Source organism: Kitasatospora sp. NPDC101157, from assembly GCF_044768255.1.
In the GTDB taxonomy this organism is placed as follows: Bacteria; Actinomycetota; Actinomycetes; order Streptomycetales; family Streptomycetaceae; genus Kitasatospora.
The window spans coordinates 237,795-255,737 of record NZ_JBIWPL010000003.1 but is presented as its reverse complement, the minus strand read 5'-3'; the positions used below and the strand labels follow the sequence as shown (position 1 = coordinate 255,737).

Genomic DNA, 17,943 nt, shown 5'->3' with positions numbered 1-17,943 from the left:
TCGAAAGCTGAAATCTGTCAGTTGTCATCTGTCAGTCGTCGGCTGTCAGCTGTTCGCGATCCCCGTCAGCACCCGCAGTGCCCACGCCAGAACCGGCAGCGGCGGCGAGGCCAGCCCCACCCGCACCGCGGACGGCGTGCTCCGCGGATCCACCGCGAAGGCTGACGCGGGCGTCACCGAGATCCCCGCCCGCGCCGCCGCGGCGACGAAGGTCTCCGCCCGCCATGCGCCCGGCAGTTCCCACCACAGGTAGTACGAGCACGGGTCCGCCCGCACCCGCTGGCCCGCGAGAGCCTCCCGGGCCAGCGCCTGTCGGGCCGCCGCGTCCGTCCGCTTCGCCGCCGTCACCGCCGCCAGCGTCCCGTCCCCGATCCAGCGCACCGCCGCCTCCAGCGCGAAGCCGCTCGGCGTCCACCCGCCGGTCCGCAGCGCGCCCGCGACGCGTTCGCGCAGCCCGTCCGGGACGACCGCGAACCCGGTGGTCAGTCCCGGCGCGAGCCGCTTGGAGAGGCTGTCGACCAGCACCGTCCGCTCGGGCACGAGCGCGGCGAGCGGCGCCGGTCCGGGGCGCAGGAAGGACCAGATGGCGTCCTCGACCACCGGCAGGTCCAGCCGCCGCAGCTCCGCCGCCAGCGCGGCGGCCCGTTCGGGCGGCAGGCTGACACCCAGCGGGTTCTGCAACCGGGGCTGGACGTACACGGCGCTCAGCGGCGCCGCCCGGTGGGCCGTCGCGACGGCGTCCGGCCGCAGCCCGTGCTCGTCCATCGCGAGCGGCACCAGCCGGATGCCCAGACGCCCTGCCACCGCCTTCACCACCGGGTAGGTCAGCGCCTCGACTCCCAGCCGCTGCCCGGGCGGCACCAGCGCGGCGAGAGCCCCGGCGACGGCCTGCCGGCCGTTGCCCGCGAACAGCAGCCCCCGCGCGTCGATCTCCCAGCCGCCCTCGCCCGTGGCGAGCAGCCGGGCGAAGGCCTGCCGCGCCGCGTCCGTCCCGGCCGCGCCGACCGGCCGGAGCGCCTGGCCCAGCGCGTCGGCCCGTAGCAGCGGCGCCAGTCCGCCGGCCAGCAACTCCGCCTGCCCGGGCGCGCTCGGGTAGTTGAGCTCCAGGTCGATGGGCGCTGCGGCCGGTTCGGCGAGCGCGATCCGCCCGTCCTCCGCGGACCGCCCGGCCCGGACGAAGGTGCCGCGCCCGACCTCGCCGACGGTCAGCCCACGCCGGACCAGTTCGCGGTAGACCCGCCCCGCCGTCGAGACGGCGATGCCTCGGCTGCGGGCGAAGGCGCGTTGGGTGGGCAGCTGCTGGCCCGGTCGCAGCCGTCCACCGGTGATGTCGGCGGCGACCTCGTCCGCGATCTGCCGGTAGTCGTCCATCGGGAGCCAACTCCTCACATACCTGGGACCCGAACACATTGCACCGAGCGCAAAGCCATCATTGCATCGAGATCACCCCGCACCCTAGCCTCGACGCATGGACGAGCTGATGAACGCCGCGGACGCCCTGGACGCGGTGGACGGCCACGCGGTGCTCGGCATCGCGGCCGTGGCGCTGGGCATGGTGCTGTCGCCGGGGCCGAACATGATCTACCTGGTCTCGCGCTCGATATCCCAGGGCCGCCGCGCAGGACTGGTGTCGCTGACGGGCGTCGCCGCCGGGTTCCTGGTCTACCTGGTCGCGGTGACGGCCGGGGTGGCCGCGGTCTTCTCGGTGGTGCCCGTCCTCTACACCGCGATCAAGCTGGCCGGCGCCGGCTACCTGCTCTGGCTGGCCTGGAACGCGGTCAAGCCCGGCGGTACGGCGGTCTTCGCCCCGCAGCAACTGCCCCCGGACCCGCCCCGCCGCCTGTTCACGATGGGCTTCCTGACCTGCCTGCTCAACCCCAAGATCGCCGTCATGTACATCTCGCTGCTGCCCCAGTTCGTGGTGCCCGAGCGCGGCCACGTCGCGGCGCAGAGCCTGGTGCTGGGCCTGACCCAGATCGCGATCGCGGTCGGCATGAACGGACTGATCGCGATGAGCGCGGGCAGCATCGCCGGCTTCCTCAACCGCCGCCCGGCCTGGCTGCGCGTCCAGCGCTACGTGATGGGCACCGTCCTGGCCGGCCTCGCGGTCCGCATCGCCGCCGACCGCGCCAAGGCGGTGGCGGTCTAGGGCGGCGGTCCAGGACTGTCCCGGGCGGCGCCCTCAGCCGCCCCGGGCGGCGGCCCGCAGCAGGTCGTACCCGGCATCGACGAGGCGCCCGTCCATTGGCCGGTGCCGTGTTGGCCAGGACGGCGACGGCGGACGGGCCCGGGGCCGAGAAGCCGACGGAGCTGGTGAATCCGCGGGTCCCGCCGGAGTGGAAGGAGAGGCCACGGCCGCCCGAGCGGCGGTGCATCCGGACCAGGCCGAGTCGGTCGGCCGAGCGGGGCAGCCGCAGTCGAGGTCGCTGGACGTCCCGCAGCGCGGCCCCCAATGCGCCCTCGGCGCCACGCGGGTGGGCGCCGAGGTGGCGCAGCAGGTCGGCGCCGGACGTCCGCAGGGCGCCCGCGCCCGGCAGCCCGGGCATGCGCCAGGGCGGCAGCGGCCGTCCGCGGCGGTGTCCGACGGCCAGGCGCGGCGCATCCGGAGCGCAGGTCGTGGACCGCAGCCCGAGCGGTCCGCACACGCGCTCGGCGAGCAGTTCCCCGTACGGCAGCCCGGCCGCCTCGGCGAGCACGCGCCCGAGCAGGCCGAGCCCGTAGTTGGAGTAGCCGTACCGGCTACCGGGTCGGCTGCGCACCAGGGTTCGGGCCAGGCCGGGACGGCCGGCACCCGCAGCCCGCTGACCAGGTGAGTCGCCCTGGGTGTGGGCCTGGCTGCGGGTGAGTGGGTACGGTCAGGGGCATGACCACAGCCTTGATCACCGGCGCGACCGCCGGCATCGGAGCCGCCTTCGCCCGCCGGCTCGCCCGCAGCGGCTACCGCCTCGTCCTGGTGGCCCGGGACACCGACCGCCTGGAGCGCGCGAGCGCGGACCTGCACGCCCGGTACGGCACCGAGGCGGAGGTGCTGACCGCCGACCTCGCCACCGACGAGGGCATCGCCGCCGTCGAGGCCCGGCTCGCCGACGCCGAGCGCCCGGTGGACCTCCTGATCAACAACGCCGGGTTCGGCAACAAGGGCGCCTTCGGGACCGTCCCGCTCCAGGACGAGCTGGACATGCTGAAGGTGCACATCGAGGCCATCCTGCGGCTGACCACGGCCGCCCTCCCGGGGATGCGCGAGCGCGGCCGGGGCGCGGTCGTGAACGTCGCCTCGGTGGCGGCCTTCCTGCCGCGCGGCACCTACGGGGCGAGCAAGGCGTGGGTGGTGAGCTTCACCCAGGGCGTGCTGCGCGACCTCGGCGGGACGGGCGTGCGGATGATGGCGCTGTGCCCCGGCTTCACCCGGACCGAGTTCCACCAGCGGGCGGGCATGGGCACCGGCAACATCCCGTCCTGGTCCTGGCTGTCGGCCGAGCGGGTGGTGGACGAGGCGATGCGTGACCTCGCCCGCGGCCGTTCGGTGTCCGTACCGGGCAAGCGCTACAAGCTCGCCGTGGCGATCGCCCGGGTGCTGCCGTCCGGCAAGCTCGGCGGCCTGTCCTCGAAGGCTGCGCGCACCTACCGGACGAACTGAGGCGCAACGGCGGTCGGCCCGGGGCGGCACGGCGACGCGGGAATAGAGTAACCCTCACTATTAGCTTGCCTAACTATGAGCTACTCTCGCTATGCTGACACCCGACCGACCGCCAAGCCCGCCGCCGCGGCCACGCCCCCGCGCGCCCGATCCAGGGAGGCCCGTTCTTGAGGCCCGCCGCCATCGACTGGACCCCGCCCGAGCGCACCGAGGGCGACCCCCGCCCGCCGGCCCAGTGGCGGCGCATCCTCGCACTGTTCCGCCCGTACCGGGGCCGCCTCACCACCGTAGGACTGCTGGTCGCCGCCTCGGCCGTGGTGTCCGTGGTCTCGCCGTTCCTGCTCAGAGCCGTGCTGGACACCGCCATCCCGCAGGGCCGCACCGGGCTGCTCAGCCTGCTCGCGCTCGGGATGATCCTCACCGCCGTGGTGAACAGCATCTTCAACGTGCTGCAGACGCTGATCTCCACCACCGTCGGCCAGCGGGTCATGCACGACCTGCGCACGGCGGTCTACGGGCACCTCCAGCGGCAGTCACTGGCCTTCTTCACCCGCACCCGCACCGGCGAGGTGCAGTCCCGGATCGCCAACGACATCGGCGGCATGCAGTCCACGGTGACCTCCACCGCGACCAGCCTGGTCTCCAACCTCACCGCGGTGATCGCCTCGATCGTCGCCATGGTCGCCCTCGACTGGCGGCTGACCGTCGTCTCGCTGCTCCTGCTGCCGCTGTTCGTCTGGATCAGCCGGCGGGTCGGCCGGGAGCGCAAGAAGATCACCACCGAACGGCAGAAGCAGCTGGCCGCGATGAGCTCGGCGGTCCAGGAGTCGCTGTCGGTCAGCGGCATCCTGCTCGGCCGCACCATGGGCCGCTCCCACTCGCTCGCCCGGGAGTTCACCGAGCAGTCCGACCAGCTCGCCGACCTGGAGGTGCGGGCCAGCATGGCCGGACGCTGGCGGATGAACACCATCATGATCGTGATGGCCGCGATGCCCGCGCTGATCTACTGGGCGGCCGGCCTGACCTCGGCCGCGGGCGCCCCGATCGTCTCGGTCGGCACCCTGGTCGCCTTCGTCACCCTCCAGCAGGGCCTGTTCCGCCCGACCGTCGGCCTGCTCTCCACCGGCGTGGACGTGCAGACCTCACTCGCGCTCTTCCAGCGCATCTTCGAGTACCTCGACCTGCCGGTGGAGATCGCCGAACCGCCGCGGCCGGTCGAGCTGACCGACATCCGCGGCGAGGTCCGCTTCGAGGCCGTCGACTTCCGCTACGACCCCGAGCAGGAGCGCCCGACCCTGGCCGGCGTCGAACTCAAGGTCCCGGCCGGGACCTCACTGGCGGTGGTCGGCGAGACCGGCTCCGGCAAGACCACCCTCAGCTACCTGGTGCCGCGGCTGTACGACGTCACCGGCGGCCGGGTCACCCTGGACGGCGTGGACGTGCGCGAGCTGTCCTTCGACACCCTGGCCCGCGCGGTCGGCGTGGTCTCCCAGGAGACCTACCTCTTCCACGCCTCGGTCGCCGACAACCTGCGCTTCGCCAAGCCCGGCGCCGACGACGCCGAACTGGTCGAGGCCGCCCGGGCCGCACAGATCCACGAGACCATCGCCGCCCTCCCGGACGGCTACGACACCCTGGTCGGCGAACGCGGCTACCGCTTCTCCGGCGGCGAGAAGCAGCGCCTCGCGCTCGCCCGCACCATCCTGCGCAACCCCCCGGTGCTCATCCTGGACGAGGCCACCAGCGCGCTCGACAACCGCACCGAACGCGCCGTCCAGCAGGCCGTGGACACCCTGGCCGCGGGCCGCACCACCATCACCATCGCGCACCGGCTCTCCACCGTCCGCTCCGCCGACCAGATCGCCGTGCTCGATCACGGTGAGGTGGTCGAACTCGGCACCCACGAGGAGCTGGTGGAGCTGGACGGCCGGTACGCGGCGCTGCTGCGCCGGGAGGCACCGGAGGCCGCGGCCCTGGCGGAAGCCGCGGCGCTCGGCCACGCGTGACCCCGCGGGGTCCCGGGCGTGCCCGACCCCGTCGGACACCGGCGGCGCGTGACCGCGCGGGCCGTCGGCCGCGCCTGAACGGCCCGAAGGGCGGTCAGGCCGCCTTCGGGATCTCGTTGTAGCTCTCCACGACCTCCTGGCCGGAGAGCCGCTGGATCGCCGCCATCACCTCGTCGGTCACCTGCCGACGGGCCTTCAGCGAACGGGCCTGCCCGTGCAGCTCGTCGAAGTGCAGCGGCTCGCCGAAGCGGACGGTGACCTTCTTGATCCGCGGGACGCGCTTGCCGATCGGCAGGATGTGCTCCGGGCCCTCCAGGGCCACCGGCACCACCGGCACGCCCGCGGTCAGCGCCAGCCAGGCGACGCCCGTCTTGCCGCGGTAGAGCCGGCCGTCCAGCGACCGGGTGCCCTCGGGGTAGATGCCGAAGGCCTTTCCGGCCTCCAGGATCTCCAGCGCCGACTCCAGCGAGGCCTGCGCGGAACGGTAGGTGCCGCGCTCGACCGGCACCGCGCCGATCGCCTCGAAGAAACCCTTGGAGACCCGGCCCTTGAGCCCGGTACCGGTGAAGTACTCGGCCTTGGCGAGGAAGTGCACCCGGCGAGGGGCGGTGAGCGGGATCACCACGCTGTCGATGAAGGACAGGTGGTTGCTGGCCAGGATCACTCCGCCCTTGCGCGGCACGTTCTCGATGCCCTCGATGACCGGGCGCCAGATCCCGCGCGAAACGGGTTTCAGCACCAGCCTGGTGGCGAGGTCGAGCACGGTTCCCTCCCTGGACGAACGACCGCCCGGGAGGAGCCCGGGTCAGCAATCAGACCCGCAGACTACGACACCCACCCCGGCGCTCGTCCACTCCCGGACACCGTGGCGCACACCACGGCCGGGTAGGGTACGGCCGTCCCAACCGAGCAAGACCCCGCAGTGCCCAGGAGGAAACGATGGAGAGCGTCGAGGCCATCAAGGAGATGTTCGACCGTTTCGACAAGAACGGCGACGGCAAGATCACCGCTGCCGAGTACGCGCTGGCCGCCAACGAGATGGGCGACCACAGCGTCACCATCTCGATGGCCGAGGCGCTGATCCACGCGATGGACACCCGTCACCAGGGCTTCCTGGACTTCGAGGAGTTCCTGGCCGCCCGCCAGCGCTGAGTCCGCGCGGACGTGGCCGGGGCCGCCCCACCGGCGGCGTCGGCCACGTCCATCGGCGGCCCCGCCCGTCGGCGGTCCGGCCCCGCCCGTCGGTGGCCCCGGCCCCGCCGGGAGGCCGGTCCGCTACCGTGCCGGGCCCACCGGGAACACCCGGCGCACCACCCGCTCCGCCGCCCCGCCGTCGTCCCAGACGCAGAACTTCGCCCGGAACCGCTCCCGGGCCCCCGGCTCCGGATCGCCCGCGCGCAGCGCCCGCGCCAGCCCGTCCACGTCCACCGTGACGGCGCCCGGCGGCTCGGCGAACAGGTCGAAGTAGACGCCGCGTTCGCGCTGGTACTCCTCCCAGTCCGGGGCGAATATCACCACCGGCCGGTCCAGCACCGCGTAGTCGAACATCATCGACGAGTAGTCCGTCACCAGTGCGTCCGCCGCCAGGTAGAGGTCCTCCACGACCGGGTGCGCCGACACGTCGACGATCCGCGCCGCGTCCTCACCGGTCGTCAGGTCGCCCGGGCCGCCGGTGTGGAAGTAGTGGGTGCGCACCAGCAGCGTGAAGCGCGGGCCGAGGCGCCGGGCCAGCTCCGCCACGTCCAGCAGCGGCACGTAGCCGCCCTTGCCGCCGCGGTGCGTCGGCGCGTACAGCACCGCCGTGGTGCCCGGGCGCAGCCCGAGCCGCTCGCGCATCGCCCGGACCTCCTCCGGGGTGGCGTTGGCCAGCCGGTCGTTGCGCGGGTAGCCGGTGTCGAGCATCTCGTACCGGCCGGGGAAGGCCCGGGCGAAGTGCTCGCTGGTGTGCGGGTTGGAGGAGACCAGGAAGTCCCAGCGGTCGATGGCCTCCTGGAGCCGGTCGAAGTCCATCCCCTCGGCCGCCTCGGGGCGGCCCCGCAGGTCCATGCCCATCGCCTTGAGCGGGGTGCCGTGCTGGGTCTGGACGTGTACCGTGCCCTGGCGCTTCGCCATCGTGCGCGGGAAGTTGACGTTGTTGACGAAGTACTTGGCGGTCGCCATCGCCTTGAGGTAGGCGGGTGTGTTGACGATCACGTACGGGACGCCGGGCGGCATGGTGTCGGCCTGCCGGCGGTTCTCCACCACCCACACGCCGCGGATCTGCGGGGCGAGTTCCTTCGCCTTCTCGTAGATCGCCGCCGGGCTGCACGCGTAACCGCGGTGCCAGTACGCGGCGTAGACCGCCAGGTGCTCGTCCAGCGGGAGCCGGCGGAAGGCGTTGTACGCGGTGAACCGGGCGCCGCTGCGCACGCCCTTCTTCACCGCGGGCGCCACCGCCCTCGCCCCGCGCTTGAGTTCGCGCGGCAGCCGGCCGGTCCGGCGCAGCTCGGCGTAGGCGATCCGGGCACCGCGGGCGGCCAGCCGGTACTGCACGCCGCGCACCCCGCCGGGGAAGCGGTAGTCCGCCGGGCGGTGGCGCTCGAAGTGCAGGGCGATCCGGTGGAAGTAGTCCTTGCGCCGGGCGACGGGGACCAGCCCGGGGGTGTCGTAGATGTTCAGCGCCTGGCGGACGGTCCGGTCGAAGACCAGGGTGCGCAGCGACTCCGGGACGGGCCTGCCGGGGCGGTCGGAACGGTTGATGAAGGCGAAGATCGCGTCGTACTGGGCGAACACGTCGGCGTGCTTGGGGGAGGGGGTCGCGGTGATCGCGCCGTCCCGGCCGCGCCGGTAGAAGTAGCAGGGGCGGTCCAGGTAGCGCAGCCGCTCGGCGGCCAGCAGGGCGGGGTAGGTGACCGAGATGTCCTCGTAGTAGCCGCGGCCGAAGGCGACGCCGAGGCCCTCCAGGAACGCGCGGCGGAACACCTTGTTCCACACCGACATCACGGTCTGGAACAGCGCCGGGTGCTCGGCCAGGGTGCAGCCCTCGACCAGCGGGGAGCCGACCAGCACGTGCCGCCAGGGGTTGGGCTCGCTCCCGCCGTCCGGATAGACGTGGGTGAAGTCGGTGAGCAGCACGTCGGCGGGTACCTCGCGGCGGCGCTCCTGCGCCAGCTCGTCGAGGATCACGCCGACCGTCCGCTCGGGCAGCCAGTCGTCGCTGTCCACGAACCAGACGTACTCGCCGCGCACCTGCGGCAGGGCCGCGGCCCGGGCGCCGCCGAGGCCCTGGTTCTCGGTGAGGTGCATCACGCGCAGCCGGGGGTCGCGGGCGGCATAGGCGTCCAGGATCGCGCCGGAGCCGTCGGGGGAGAGGTCGTCGACCGCGATCACCTCGAAGCGGGTCTCGGCGGCGGGGGTCTCGCCGAGGATCGAGTCGAGGCAGCGCGGGAGGTACCGCTCCACGCCGTGGACCGGGAGCACGATGCTGAGGAGGAGGGACACGCTGGCCGAGTCTACCGATCCACGGGGTGCGACCTGCGGGGACGTCCGGCCGCGGAGGCCGGGCGGTGCGATCGGCGTGCGGCCGGCCCGGAACCGCCGGTGCCGGGCCCCGAGCGGGGCGGCACCGGCAGTCTGGTGGCGGCCCGGCCGACCCTCTACGGCCGGCCGCCGGTCCGGGCACCGTGCGGGCCTGGCCACCGCAGCGTCGAGGTGGCCGGGCAGTGGCCCGCAGGAGCCGGAGTTACTCATCGAGTCGTTCATCACTCGAACACGCGCATGGGTGCGGTGCGGGCACCCGGGCGTGTGCATCAGATATTGCTTGGAGGATTGACGTGAGTCAATCCCCCGAATGCGTTCACTTCATGAAGTCGTACGGTGACGCGGTGATCGCTTTGTCGATGTGGCGGCTGTCCCCTATATGGGAAGCCGTGCCGGAGTCGCGCCGGGGCGGTGGGCGGGGCCGGGGCGGGCTGAGGGAGGGGCCGCGGAACGGGCTTCGGGAGGGGTGCGCGGGGGCCGGCGCCGGCGGTGCCACGGGCTTCCCGGCGGTGCTCCCTGGAGGCGATTCGTCGACACGGCGGGCGCGCCGTGCGCCCGTCCCCGTGCGCCCGGCGCGTACCGCGGGGGGCGGGTGCCGGGCCCGCACTTCCCGGCCCCGATGACGGACGGCCGGTCGTGCACCATCATTGATGCCTAGTCGTGACCGCCCTGGCGGCCCCTGGTGCATCGTCAGTTGGCGTCGCACGGTACGGTGGCACAACACCAAGGACGGTTGCGCGAAGGCCGTCCCTCACGGATAGTCTTCGCCTCACGGCCCTGGCGCCTCGTAGGGGTGGGAAAACTGATGGAACACATGCAAGTGCGGACTCGGCCCCGTGTGCCGGCGATCCAGTGCGGTGTCGGCGCGACCGGCCGCCGGATCGACCGACACCTGGCCGTGCTCGGCGCGCCCGCGCTCTCGGCGGTGGACACCGCCGAGGCGCTCGGGCTGATAAGGGAGCTGACGCCGCGCGGCGCCGACGCCCCGGCGGCGGCCCGCCGTCGCCACACCCGCGTCTCGCTGCTGGCGCCGCTGCGCCGGCTGCGGCGGAGCCTCTTCGGCGGGCGCGGCTAGCACCCGGTCCCGGGGGCGGGGTGTGCCCCGGGCCCAGTGGCCGGTCCCTGAACGACCCGTCGGACCATCCGGTCCGTCGGGTCGTCGGTGTATCCGGGGACCGGGACCGCCACTTTGGTCTGAACCTCTCACCCTATGCGAGCTCGGTACCTTGGCGGGGGCAGTCGGCGAGGCAGTACGCCCGACCCGCTGACCTGGGTCAGGATGGCGCCATGGCGGACAACAACCACTCCACGTCGGCCGGGTCGACCGGCGCCTTCCACAGCACCACCCTGGAGATCACCACCGGCAACCGCGAGGTCGCGCTCGACATCACCGACCGCTGCGTCGCGTTCCTCAACGAGCGGGCGCCCGGGCGGGACGGACTGCTCAACGTCTTCGTCCCGCACGCCACCGCCGGGATCGCCGTCCTGGAGACCGGCTCGGGCAGTGACGAGGACTTCCTCGCCACGCTGCGCGACCTGCTCCCGGCCGACGACCGCTGGCGCCACCGGCACGGCAGCCCCGGACACGGACGGGACCACGTGGTGCCCGGCCTGGTCGCCCCGCACGCCACCCTGCCCGTGCTCGGTGGCCAACTGGCGCTCGGCGTCTGGCAGTCGGTGGTGCTGATCGACACCAACGGGGACAACCCGCGCCGCACCGTCCGGCTGTCCTTCCTCGGCTGAGCGGTGCCGCGGCCGGCGGTCAGCGGTCGCCGGCGACGTGGCCGGCCACGGCGGCGAGGTAGCGCTCGATCGCCAGGTGCTGGCAGAGCAGCGCGACCGGGCGGCCCAGCCGGGCGTACCAGGCGGACAGCCGGGAGAACGCGGCGACCTCGAACCACACCTCGCCCTCGGCGTCCATCGACACCAGGAACGACTCCTCGCCGCACTCCGGGTGGCCGGGCAGCGTCCCGTAGGCGAAGCCGATCCGGTCCGGTTCGGCCACCGTCCACGCCACCCGGCAGGGGATCACCAGCCGTGGCCACCGGGTGCCCGGCAGGCTCACCCGCAGCAGCACGGTGGCCCCCTCCCGGGCGGGGCCGCCGGGGTACACCGCGAACCCGCTCCCCAGCTGACTGCCCCACCCGAGGACGTACCGCCCGGCCTGCTCCAGGACCTCCGGCCCGTGGCCGAGGTGCACCCGCCGCCGCAGGTGCGCGTACCCGCCCGGCAGTCGGCCGCGGCGGGTGGCCCCGACCTCCGAGTACGTGGGCTCGGCGGCCCGGGCGGCTCGCAGTCGCTGTGGAAGATCGCCAACCATGGCGGCCACGGTAGCCGGGGACCGGGAGAGCGCTTCGGGCGGGGGCGGCGGGGGCGGCGGGGGCCGGGAACGGTCGGGGCCCGTACGGTGAACGGCCCGGCCGGGGGCGGCTTGCCGTGGGGTGGCGGCGGGGAGTAGGAAGGCGGGATGAGCGATTCCGCGACGAACGACGGCGCTTCCTACGAGGACGCGGTGGTCTGCGAGGTGGCGCCCGCGGACTCGGCGGAGGCGGCGCTGCGCGAGGATCCGGCCGCTACCGGGCCGCGTGCCGACTGCGTGCTGTGCGGCGAACCGACGGTGCTGCCCGCCGATCAGCCGGGCAGCACCCTGTGCCCGACCTGCGCCTGGCAGCAGGCCCAGCGGATCGCCTGTTCGGGCTGAGGCGCCCGGGGGCCCGGGGCGCCCGGCGGGACCGACGGCGTTCTTCCGCCGCTACGCGTCCTCCCGTCCGGCCAGGGCGAGGGTGGAGCCGCGCCGCCCCTTGCGGACCAGCAGCTGCGCGGGGATGCGGCTGCGCAGATCGGCGACGTGGCTGACGATGCCGACCGCGCGGTCCCGCTCGCGCAGGCCGTCGAGGACGTCCATCACCTCCTCCAGGGACTGCTCGTCCAGGGTGCCGAAGCCCTCGTCGATGAACAGGGTGTCCAACGGCATCCCGCCCGCCTCGTCGGTGACCACGTCGGCCAGACCGAGGGCGAGGGACAGCGAGGCGAAGAAGCTCTCGCCGCCGGAGAGCGTCGCGGTGTCCCGCTCGGTGCCCGTCCAGGCGTCGACCACCCGCAGGGCCAGGCCGGAGCGCTTGTTGCCGGTGCCCCGGTCGTCGCTGTGGACCAGGGTGTAGCGGCCCCCGGACATCCGGACCAGCCGGTCGCTGGCCGCCGCCGCGACCTGCTCCAGCCGGGCCGCCAGCACGTACGACTCCAGGCGCATCCGCAGCCGGTTCTCGGTGGAGGTGCCGGCGGCCAGCGCGGCGAGCCGGTTGATCCGCCCGTACCGCTCCAGGGCCGGGGCCAGCTCGGCGGCGAGGTCGCCCAGCTGCCGCCCGATCCCGGCGAGTGCCGCACAACGCTCCTGGGCCGCCGACCGCACCGCGTGCGCCCGGCCGAGCCGGTCGGTGGCGGCGGAGAGCGCGGCCGCGGCGGCGGGCAGGTCGACCGGCGGCAGGGCCGCGGCCTCGACCAGTTCGGGCAGCGCCAGCTCGTGCCGGACGGCGGCCGACTCCGCGCGGTGCCGCTCCAGCCGGGCCTCCAGCCGTTCCCGCTCCTCGCGAGGCAGCAGCACCGCGAGCGCCGCCGTGGCGTCCGGGAAGCCGGAAGCGGCGGCGGCCCCGCCGAGTTCCTCCTCCGCCGCGTCGAACCGGGCCCGGGCCTCCGACACCGTCCGGACGGCCGCGGCGGCCGCGGCGACCGCCTCGGCGAGCCCGGTCAGAGACGCGGCCCGGTCGGCCACCGAGGCGGCCTCGCCCCGGGCGGCCGCGACCCTGGCGCCCAGCTCGCGCCGCTCCTCGTCCAGCTTCGCCAGCCGGTCGGTGAGTACGGCGGCCTGCTCCCTGGCCTCGTTCAGCTCCCTCAGCCGGCGTGCGCGATCCTCGGACAGCCGGGCGATCTCCTGCCCGACCCGGCCGAGCGCCTCCGCCTCGTGCAGCGCGGTGCGGTGCTCGCGCTCCAGCTCGGCGAGCGATCGTGCGAGCACCTCGGTGCTGTCGGGCCCGGCCGCACCGGCGGCGGCCGCCTCGCGCACCCGCAGCGCGGTCAGCGCCTGGTCGGCCTCGTCCCGGAGCCGCTCGGCGACGGCCTGGGCCCGGCCGGCCCGTTCTTCGTCCTCGGCGCTCACCCGCTCGCCCTCGGCGGCCTCGGCCGGTGCCGGGTGCTCCGGCGAACCGCAGACCCGGCAGGCCTCGTGCGGGCGCAGCTGTTCGGCCAGCTCGGCGGCCATGCCCGCCAGGCGGCGGTCCCGCAGGTCCAGGCTGAACTCGCGGGCGTCCAGTGCGGCGGTGCGCAGCTCGGCGACCTTCGGCTCGGCGGCGGCGATCTGCGCCCGCAGACCGTCCCGCTCCCGGGCCGCGTTCAGACGGGAGGCCAACTCGCGGCGCTGGGAGTCCAGCTGCTCGACCCGGGCGCTCGCCGTCCGGGCCCGCGTCTGCTGCTCCTCCAGGCGGCCCAGTTCTCCGTCGAACTCGGCCAGCCAGTCCTCGGCCTCCTCGGCCAGGTCCTCGGCGCCGCGCCGGTCCCGCGCCAGGTCACGCTGTTCGCGGGCGAGTTCGGCGCAGCGCCGCTCGTCCTCCCGGGCCGCCTCCAGCCGGACCACCTCGGCGCGCAGCCGCAGCTCAACCTCGGCCAGCTCGGCGGCGTCGGCTCCGGCCCCGGTCGGCAGCTGCCCGTCGCCGTCCGCCCGGGCGAGTGCCTCCAGGCACCGCCGCTCGGCCTGGCGCGCCCGGCCGAGCGCCTCGGCCGCGCCGTCCCGCAGCCGCAGCGCCGACTCCACACCGACCGCCTCCTGCGCGGCAGCCAAGCGCCGACGGTCCCGGGCCGCGGCCTGCTCGAACCCGGCCAGCCGCTCGGCCTCGGCCAGCGCCTCCCGGTGCCGGCGCTGCCGCCCGGCCAGCTCCTCGGCGGCCTCGCGACCGTGCTGGGCCGTCCGCTGCGCCGCCTCGGCACCCGCGAGCGCCGCCTCGGCGACGGCGAGCTGCTCGGCCGCGCCGCTGCGCAGGATCGCCGCCCAGCCGAGCACCCCGGCCGTCAGGTCCGCGTCGCCGTCCTCGGCCGGCACCCAGTCCCCGGGTGGCTCGGCCGCGGGCCCGGCCGCCTGCTCGGCCCTGCTGGCGAGGTCGCGCAGCCGGCGCCGGCCGGACTGGACGGCGATCTCCTGGGTGCGGCGCTGCTCGGCGAGCCAGGACTCGACCAGTCCGTAGCGCTCGGTGTCGAACAGGCGGCGCAGCAGCTTGCCGCGCTCCTCCGAGTCGCCCTTGAGGAAGCGGGCGAAGTCGCCCTGGGGCAGCAGCACCACCTGGCAGAACTGCTCCCGGCTCATGCCGATCAGCCGGTGGATCTCCTCCCCGGCCTCCTGGTGCGACTTGCTGACCGGCCGCCAGCCGGGTGTGCCGTCGCCCGCGTCGGCGGCCCACTCACGCAGCAGGGTCTGCGGGCGCTCGACCGTGGTGCCGGTGCCGACCTTCTTCGGCCGGCGCTGCTCCGGCAGCCGGGTGATCTGCAGCCGCCGCCCGCCCAGCGTCAGCTCCAGCTCCACCTGGGTCAGCCGCCCCGGGTCGGCGTGGTCGCTGCGCAGCCGGTTGGCCCGGCGGGCGTTCGGCGTCTCGCCGTACAGGGCGAAGCAGACCGCGTCCAGCACGCTGCTCTTGCCCGCGCCCGTCGCGCCGCGCAGCAGGAACAGCCCGCCGGCGGCGAGCGCGTCGAAGTCCACCGTCTCGGTGCCCGCGAACGGGCCGAAGGCGGTGACGGTGAGCCTGTGCAGCCTCATCGGGGCAGGTCAGCCTTCCGGTCGGCACCCTCGCGGACGCGCTCGAAGCCCTCGCGCAGCCAGCCGAGCTCGTCCGGCTCCGGCTCGGCACCGGGGCGGACGTGCCGCAGGAAGCCCTCGGCGATCTCCAGGTCGTCCCGGCCGCTGACCCGGGCCGCGTACGACCGGGACGGTTCGGCCCCGCCGTCCTCGGGGTCGAACAGCAGTTGGAGGGTGTGGGGGAAGCGGCGGCGCAGCTTCTCCATCGGCTCGCCGGGACGGGCCGCGTCGGTGAGCGTGACCTGCACCCAGGACTGCTCGTGCTCGGTGTACTCCTCGTCGGTGAGCAGGGCCTCCAGCGTGCCGCGCAGGGTCGCGAGCGGGCGGGGTCGCGGGCAGTCGACCCGCTCGGCCGCCACCGAGCCGTCGGCGGCGAGGTCGACCAGCCACATGGTCTTGCGCTGGCGGGCCTCGGAGAAGGAGTAGGCGAGCGGGGAGCCGCTGTAGCGCAGGTGCGGGGCGAGGGTCTGGCAGCCGTGCAGGTGGCCGAGCGCGGCGTAGTGCACCCCGTCGAACACCGAGGCGGGCACGGCGGCGACCCCGCCGACCGCGATGTCCCGCTCGCTGTCGCTCGGCGCGCCGCCGGTGACGAAGGCGTGCGCCAGCACCACCGCCCTCGTCCCGTCGGGGCGCGTCGCGAGGTCGGCCCGGACCCGGTCCATCGCCGCGCCGAGCACCGCCGCGTGCCCGCCCCTGGCAAGCCCGAACCGCTCGCGCACCAGCGTCGGCTCCAGGTACGGCAGCCCGTACACCGCCACCGGGCCGTGCTCGTCCGCCAGCAGCACCGGCTCGGCGCACTCGCCCGGGTCCGTCCGCAGGTGGATCCCTGCCTGGCCGATCAGCCCGGCGCCGACCCCGAGGCGGCGGGCCGAGTCGTGGTTGCCGCTGATGAAGACCGTCGGCACGCCGAGGGCGGCCAGCCGGTGCAGCACGTCGTCGAAGAGAGCGACCGCGTCCAGCCCGGGCAGTGCCCGGTCGTACACGTCCCCGGCGACCAGCACGGCGTCCACGCCCTCGGACCGGACCACCGCCACCAGGTGGTCCAGGAAGGCGCGCTGGGCGTCGTGCAGGCTCTCCCGGTGGAACGAGCGCCCGAGGTGCCAGTCGGAGGTATGCAGCAGTCGCATGGTCCCCGACCCTAACGCCCGCTACTGACAATCCCGGACGGCTCAGTGGTCACGGGGGCGCCGGGGACCGGTGGGCGCTGGGGGCGCCGGGGTGGGGGCCGGGGTGGGGGCCGGGGTGCAGGGGGCGGGTCCGCGTCGGCGTCAGCTGACGGACCGTCGATCAGGAGGGGCACATTGTGCTCCTGCATGGGGAGGGGGTGGGCAGGGACGGTTCGGGTGGGCCGGGGGCCAACTTTGTTCCTCGGAGTGGCGTCGGCCGCCGGTATTCGATTACTGGGGGTCGATTGTCAGTGGCTCTGTGTAGGTTCCGTGGCGTCGGCGGCTCCGGGGAGTCGGGGCGGTCGGTGCTGGTTCGTGTTGCTCCGTGCTTTGTCGTGCCGGTCGAGTGAACGGGAGGAAACCCATGGCTGTGCGGGAGTCGGTGTACGAGGTGCTGGGTGTCGTGGTGGTGCGGCGCCGGTCGTTGCGGGAGGCACAGGCGTTCACGGCGCCGAGGGCGGCTCGGGGCCCGCGGGCGTTGCTGTCCGGCGGCCGCGGGGCCGGGGCCGGCGGCTTGCCGGTCGGCGGGCCCGGCGGGGCGGCGCCGCCCGGAGGGGGACGACCGCCGGGCGGACGGGCCGTCGGGGCCGTCGGGGCCGTCGGATCCGGTGGGGCCGGTGGGGCCGGCGGATCCGGTGGGGCCGGCGCCCGCGGGCGCCGACGCGGTGGCCGGGCCAGGGGCGCGCCGCCGCAGCCGGTGGCGGTGGCGCTGGCCGTGGAGGCGGCCGACTTCGCCGGGCTGGCGAAGTACGGGCTGTTCGGCGCGCTCGGGCACCAGGAGTACCTGCTGCGGGTGGAGGAGCAGTTGACGGGCCTGTACCAGCAGGGGCTGGAGGTGCACCTGCGCGTGCTGGAGGCGGCTGACTTCGAGGACTACTGCTCGGCGCTCGGGCTCGACCCCCGGGCCCCGGCCGCCCGGGTCGCGTACGCGGGGGATCCGGAGCTGGCCGGGGAGCCCTTCGTCTACGCGGGGGAGCCGCTGGCGGACCTCGTGCCGGTGCTGCTGGACGACCACCGGGCGCGGGTGCGGATGTCCGTGGCCTGCGCGGCGCTGCTGGGCGCGGTGGGCGACGACCCGGCGGGGCAGCGGCGGATGGCGGCGGTGATGCGGTACGTGACCTCCGTCTACCTGGCGCTGGCCGAGGGCGCGGGGGAGGGCTGCCACCTGCTGACGCTGCGCTGCCACGGTCCGGAGGACGGCGAGGAGCTCACCTCCGCGGTGGACGTCTGCGTGGAGCGGGGGCGCCTGCACCCCGCCGGGCGGGACGCGGAGGCGTTCTGCGTCACGCTCGCGGCCGGGGTGGCCTCCGGCGGCGAGGGTGCGCTGTTGCTGCACGGCGATCCGGCCACGACGTCCGGAGACGCGCCGCCCGAAGGGCCGCCCGAGAGGTCACCCGACGGGACCTCGGGCGGGCCGCCCGGCGGTGCGAGGCCGGGGCCGCGGGTGCGGGGCTGGGCGCTGGCCGGTGGGCGGCTGCGGCCGATGACCGCCCACGAGGTGTTCGACGAGCTGGCCGACGACGCGGCGCGGGGGCTGCCCTTCCCGCCCGGCGTGGTCCCGCAGCCGGGGTTCCGGCTGCCGGGCCTCCCGGATGCCGGGGGCGGGGGTGGGCCGCTGGGGTGATCAGGGCGTTCGCGGCCACCGCATCCACCATGCGGCGCTGGGGACTGTTCATCGACCGCCTGTTCGGGGAAGATCGGAGAAGATCAACAGCAGGAGCGCGCGGTACCCCACGCCGCCGCTCCGGCCGCTCCGTTCCGAACCGTGCTCCGCAGGTC

General features: G+C 74.9%; 15 protein-coding genes. 8 read left to right on the top strand and 7 right to left on the bottom strand.

The annotated features are described in order from the left end of the window. Nucleotides 1–45: 45 nt before the first annotated feature. Complete coding sequence (locus ACIRVF_RS07650) at nt 46–1,371, bottom strand: PLP-dependent aminotransferase family protein (protein WP_402815162.1); 1,326 nt, start codon at nt 1,369–1,371, stop codon at nt 46–48. Nucleotides 1,372–1,468: 97 nt separating this feature from the next. Here ACIRVF_RS07650 and ACIRVF_RS07645 point away from each other — a divergent pair, with 97 nt between their 5' ends. After that, nucleotides 1,469–2,149 (top strand): LysE family translocator, encoded by a 681-nt coding sequence (locus ACIRVF_RS07645; protein WP_402815159.1) that lies wholly within the window; start codon nt 1,469–1,471, stop codon nt 2,147–2,149. Here the strand turns inward: ACIRVF_RS07645 and ACIRVF_RS07640 are convergent. Then, the gene (locus ACIRVF_RS07640; protein ID WP_402815156.1) at nt 2,040–2,759 is read right to left on the bottom strand and encodes a serine hydrolase domain-containing protein; all 720 of its coding nucleotides are present in this window, start codon (nt 2,757–2,759) and stop codon (nt 2,040–2,042) included. The genes ACIRVF_RS07645 and ACIRVF_RS07640 overlap by 110 nt on opposite strands. Before the next feature lie 104 nt (nt 2,760–2,863). Here ACIRVF_RS07640 and ACIRVF_RS07635 point away from each other — a divergent pair, with 104 nt between their 5' ends. Together ACIRVF_RS07635 and ACIRVF_RS07630 are read left to right on the top strand one after the other, a co-directional pair. Then, entirely contained in the window at nt 2,864–3,637 is a 774-nt protein-coding gene (locus tag ACIRVF_RS07635) for an SDR family NAD(P)-dependent oxidoreductase (RefSeq protein WP_402815153.1), read from the top strand. Between the two features lie 167 nt (nt 3,638–3,804). Then, entirely contained in the window at nt 3,805–5,643 is a 1,839-nt protein-coding gene (locus ACIRVF_RS07630; protein WP_402815151.1) for an ABC transporter ATP-binding protein, read from the top strand. Nucleotides 5,644–5,737: 94 nt separating this feature from the next. On the opposite strand, the gene ACIRVF_RS07625 is transcribed toward ACIRVF_RS07630, so the two are convergent. Beyond that, complete coding sequence (locus tag ACIRVF_RS07625) at nt 5,738–6,406, bottom strand: lysophospholipid acyltransferase family protein (protein ID WP_402815148.1); 669 nt, start codon at nt 6,404–6,406, stop codon at nt 5,738–5,740. Nucleotides 6,407–6,582: 176 nt separating this feature from the next. On the opposite strand from ACIRVF_RS07625, the gene ACIRVF_RS07620 reads away from it, so the two are divergent. After that, nucleotides 6,583–6,795, top strand: a complete 213-nt coding sequence (locus tag ACIRVF_RS07620; RefSeq protein ID WP_030283062.1) for an EF-hand domain-containing protein — start codon at nt 6,583–6,585, stop codon at nt 6,793–6,795. Between the two features lie 123 nt (nt 6,796–6,918). On the opposite strand, the gene ACIRVF_RS07615 is transcribed toward ACIRVF_RS07620, so the two are convergent. Beyond that, nucleotides 6,919–9,123, bottom strand: coding sequence for a CDP-glycerol glycerophosphotransferase family protein (locus tag ACIRVF_RS07615; protein WP_402815145.1), 2,205 nt, complete (start codon nt 9,121–9,123; stop codon nt 6,919–6,921). An 844-nt stretch (nt 9,124–9,967) separates the two neighbouring features. Here ACIRVF_RS07615 and ACIRVF_RS07610 point away from each other — a divergent pair. Together ACIRVF_RS07610 and ACIRVF_RS07605 are read left to right on the top strand one after the other, a co-directional pair. Continuing rightward, nucleotides 9,968–10,237, top strand: a complete 270-nt coding sequence (locus ACIRVF_RS07610) for a hypothetical protein (RefSeq protein WP_380609447.1) — start codon at nt 9,968–9,970, stop codon at nt 10,235–10,237. A gap of 212 nt (nt 10,238–10,449) precedes the next feature. Beyond that, entirely contained in the window at nt 10,450–10,905 is a 456-nt protein-coding gene (locus ACIRVF_RS07605; protein WP_402815140.1) for a YjbQ family protein, read from the top strand. 19 nt (nt 10,906–10,924) lie between these two features. On the opposite strand, the gene ACIRVF_RS07600 is transcribed toward ACIRVF_RS07605, so the two are convergent. Further along, the gene (locus tag ACIRVF_RS07600) at nt 10,925–11,482 is read right to left on the bottom strand and encodes a DUF1990 family protein (protein WP_402815137.1); all 558 of its coding nucleotides are present in this window, start codon (nt 11,480–11,482) and stop codon (nt 10,925–10,927) included. Nucleotides 11,483–11,629: 147 nt separating this feature from the next. On the opposite strand from ACIRVF_RS07600, the gene ACIRVF_RS07595 reads away from it, so the two are divergent. Continuing rightward, nucleotides 11,630–11,863: a hypothetical protein gene (locus ACIRVF_RS07595; protein ID WP_402815134.1), complete on the top strand. Its 234-nt coding sequence runs from the start codon at nt 11,630–11,632 to the stop codon at nt 11,861–11,863. A gap of 51 nt (nt 11,864–11,914) precedes the next feature. Here the strand turns inward: ACIRVF_RS07595 and ACIRVF_RS07590 are convergent, their stop codons facing one another. Next, entirely contained in the window at nt 11,915–14,959 is a 3,045-nt protein-coding gene (locus tag ACIRVF_RS07590; protein ID WP_402815131.1) for an AAA family ATPase, read from the bottom strand. Next, entirely contained in the window at nt 14,956–16,125 is a 1,170-nt protein-coding gene (locus ACIRVF_RS07585; RefSeq protein WP_402815128.1) for an exonuclease SbcCD subunit D, read from the bottom strand. Before ACIRVF_RS07585 ends, ACIRVF_RS07590 begins: the two co-directional genes overlap by 4 nt. A gap of 742 nt (nt 16,126–16,867) precedes the next feature. On the opposite strand from ACIRVF_RS07585, the gene ACIRVF_RS07580 reads away from it, so the two are divergent. Further along, entirely contained in the window at nt 16,868–17,788 is a 921-nt protein-coding gene (locus ACIRVF_RS07580) for a hypothetical protein (RefSeq protein ID WP_402815125.1), read from the top strand. The last annotated feature ends 155 nt before the right edge of the window (nt 17,789–17,943 follow it).

Excerpts from the sequence above, each read along its gene's own strand:
- ACIRVF_RS07600 (WP_402815137.1), bottom strand. The coding sequence starts at position 11,482 with ATGGTTGGCGATCTTCCACAGCGACTGCGAGCCGCCCGGGCCGCCGAG.
- ACIRVF_RS07610 (WP_380609447.1), top strand. The coding sequence starts at position 9,968 with ATGGAACACATGCAAGTGCGGACTCGGCCCCGTGTGCCGGCGATCCAG.
- ACIRVF_RS07620 (WP_030283062.1), top strand. The coding sequence starts at position 6,583 with ATGGAGAGCGTCGAGGCCATCAAGGAGATGTTCGACCGTTTCGACAAG.
- ACIRVF_RS07645 (WP_402815159.1), top strand. The coding sequence starts at position 1,469 with ATGGACGAGCTGATGAACGCCGCGGACGCCCTGGACGCGGTGGACGGC.
- ACIRVF_RS07595 (WP_402815134.1), top strand. The coding sequence starts at position 11,630 with ATGAGCGATTCCGCGACGAACGACGGCGCTTCCTACGAGGACGCGGTG.
- ACIRVF_RS07635 (WP_402815153.1), top strand. The coding sequence starts at position 2,864 with ATGACCACAGCCTTGATCACCGGCGCGACCGCCGGCATCGGAGCCGCC.
- ACIRVF_RS07605 (WP_402815140.1), top strand. The coding sequence starts at position 10,450 with ATGGCGGACAACAACCACTCCACGTCGGCCGGGTCGACCGGCGCCTTC.
- ACIRVF_RS07590 (WP_402815131.1), bottom strand. The coding sequence starts at position 14,959 with ATGAGGCTGCACAGGCTCACCGTCACCGCCTTCGGCCCGTTCGCGGGC.
- ACIRVF_RS07650 (WP_402815162.1), bottom strand. The coding sequence starts at position 1,371 with ATGGACGACTACCGGCAGATCGCGGACGAGGTCGCCGCCGACATCACC.
- ACIRVF_RS07585 (WP_402815128.1), bottom strand. The coding sequence starts at position 16,125 with ATGCGACTGCTGCATACCTCCGACTGGCACCTCGGGCGCTCGTTCCAC.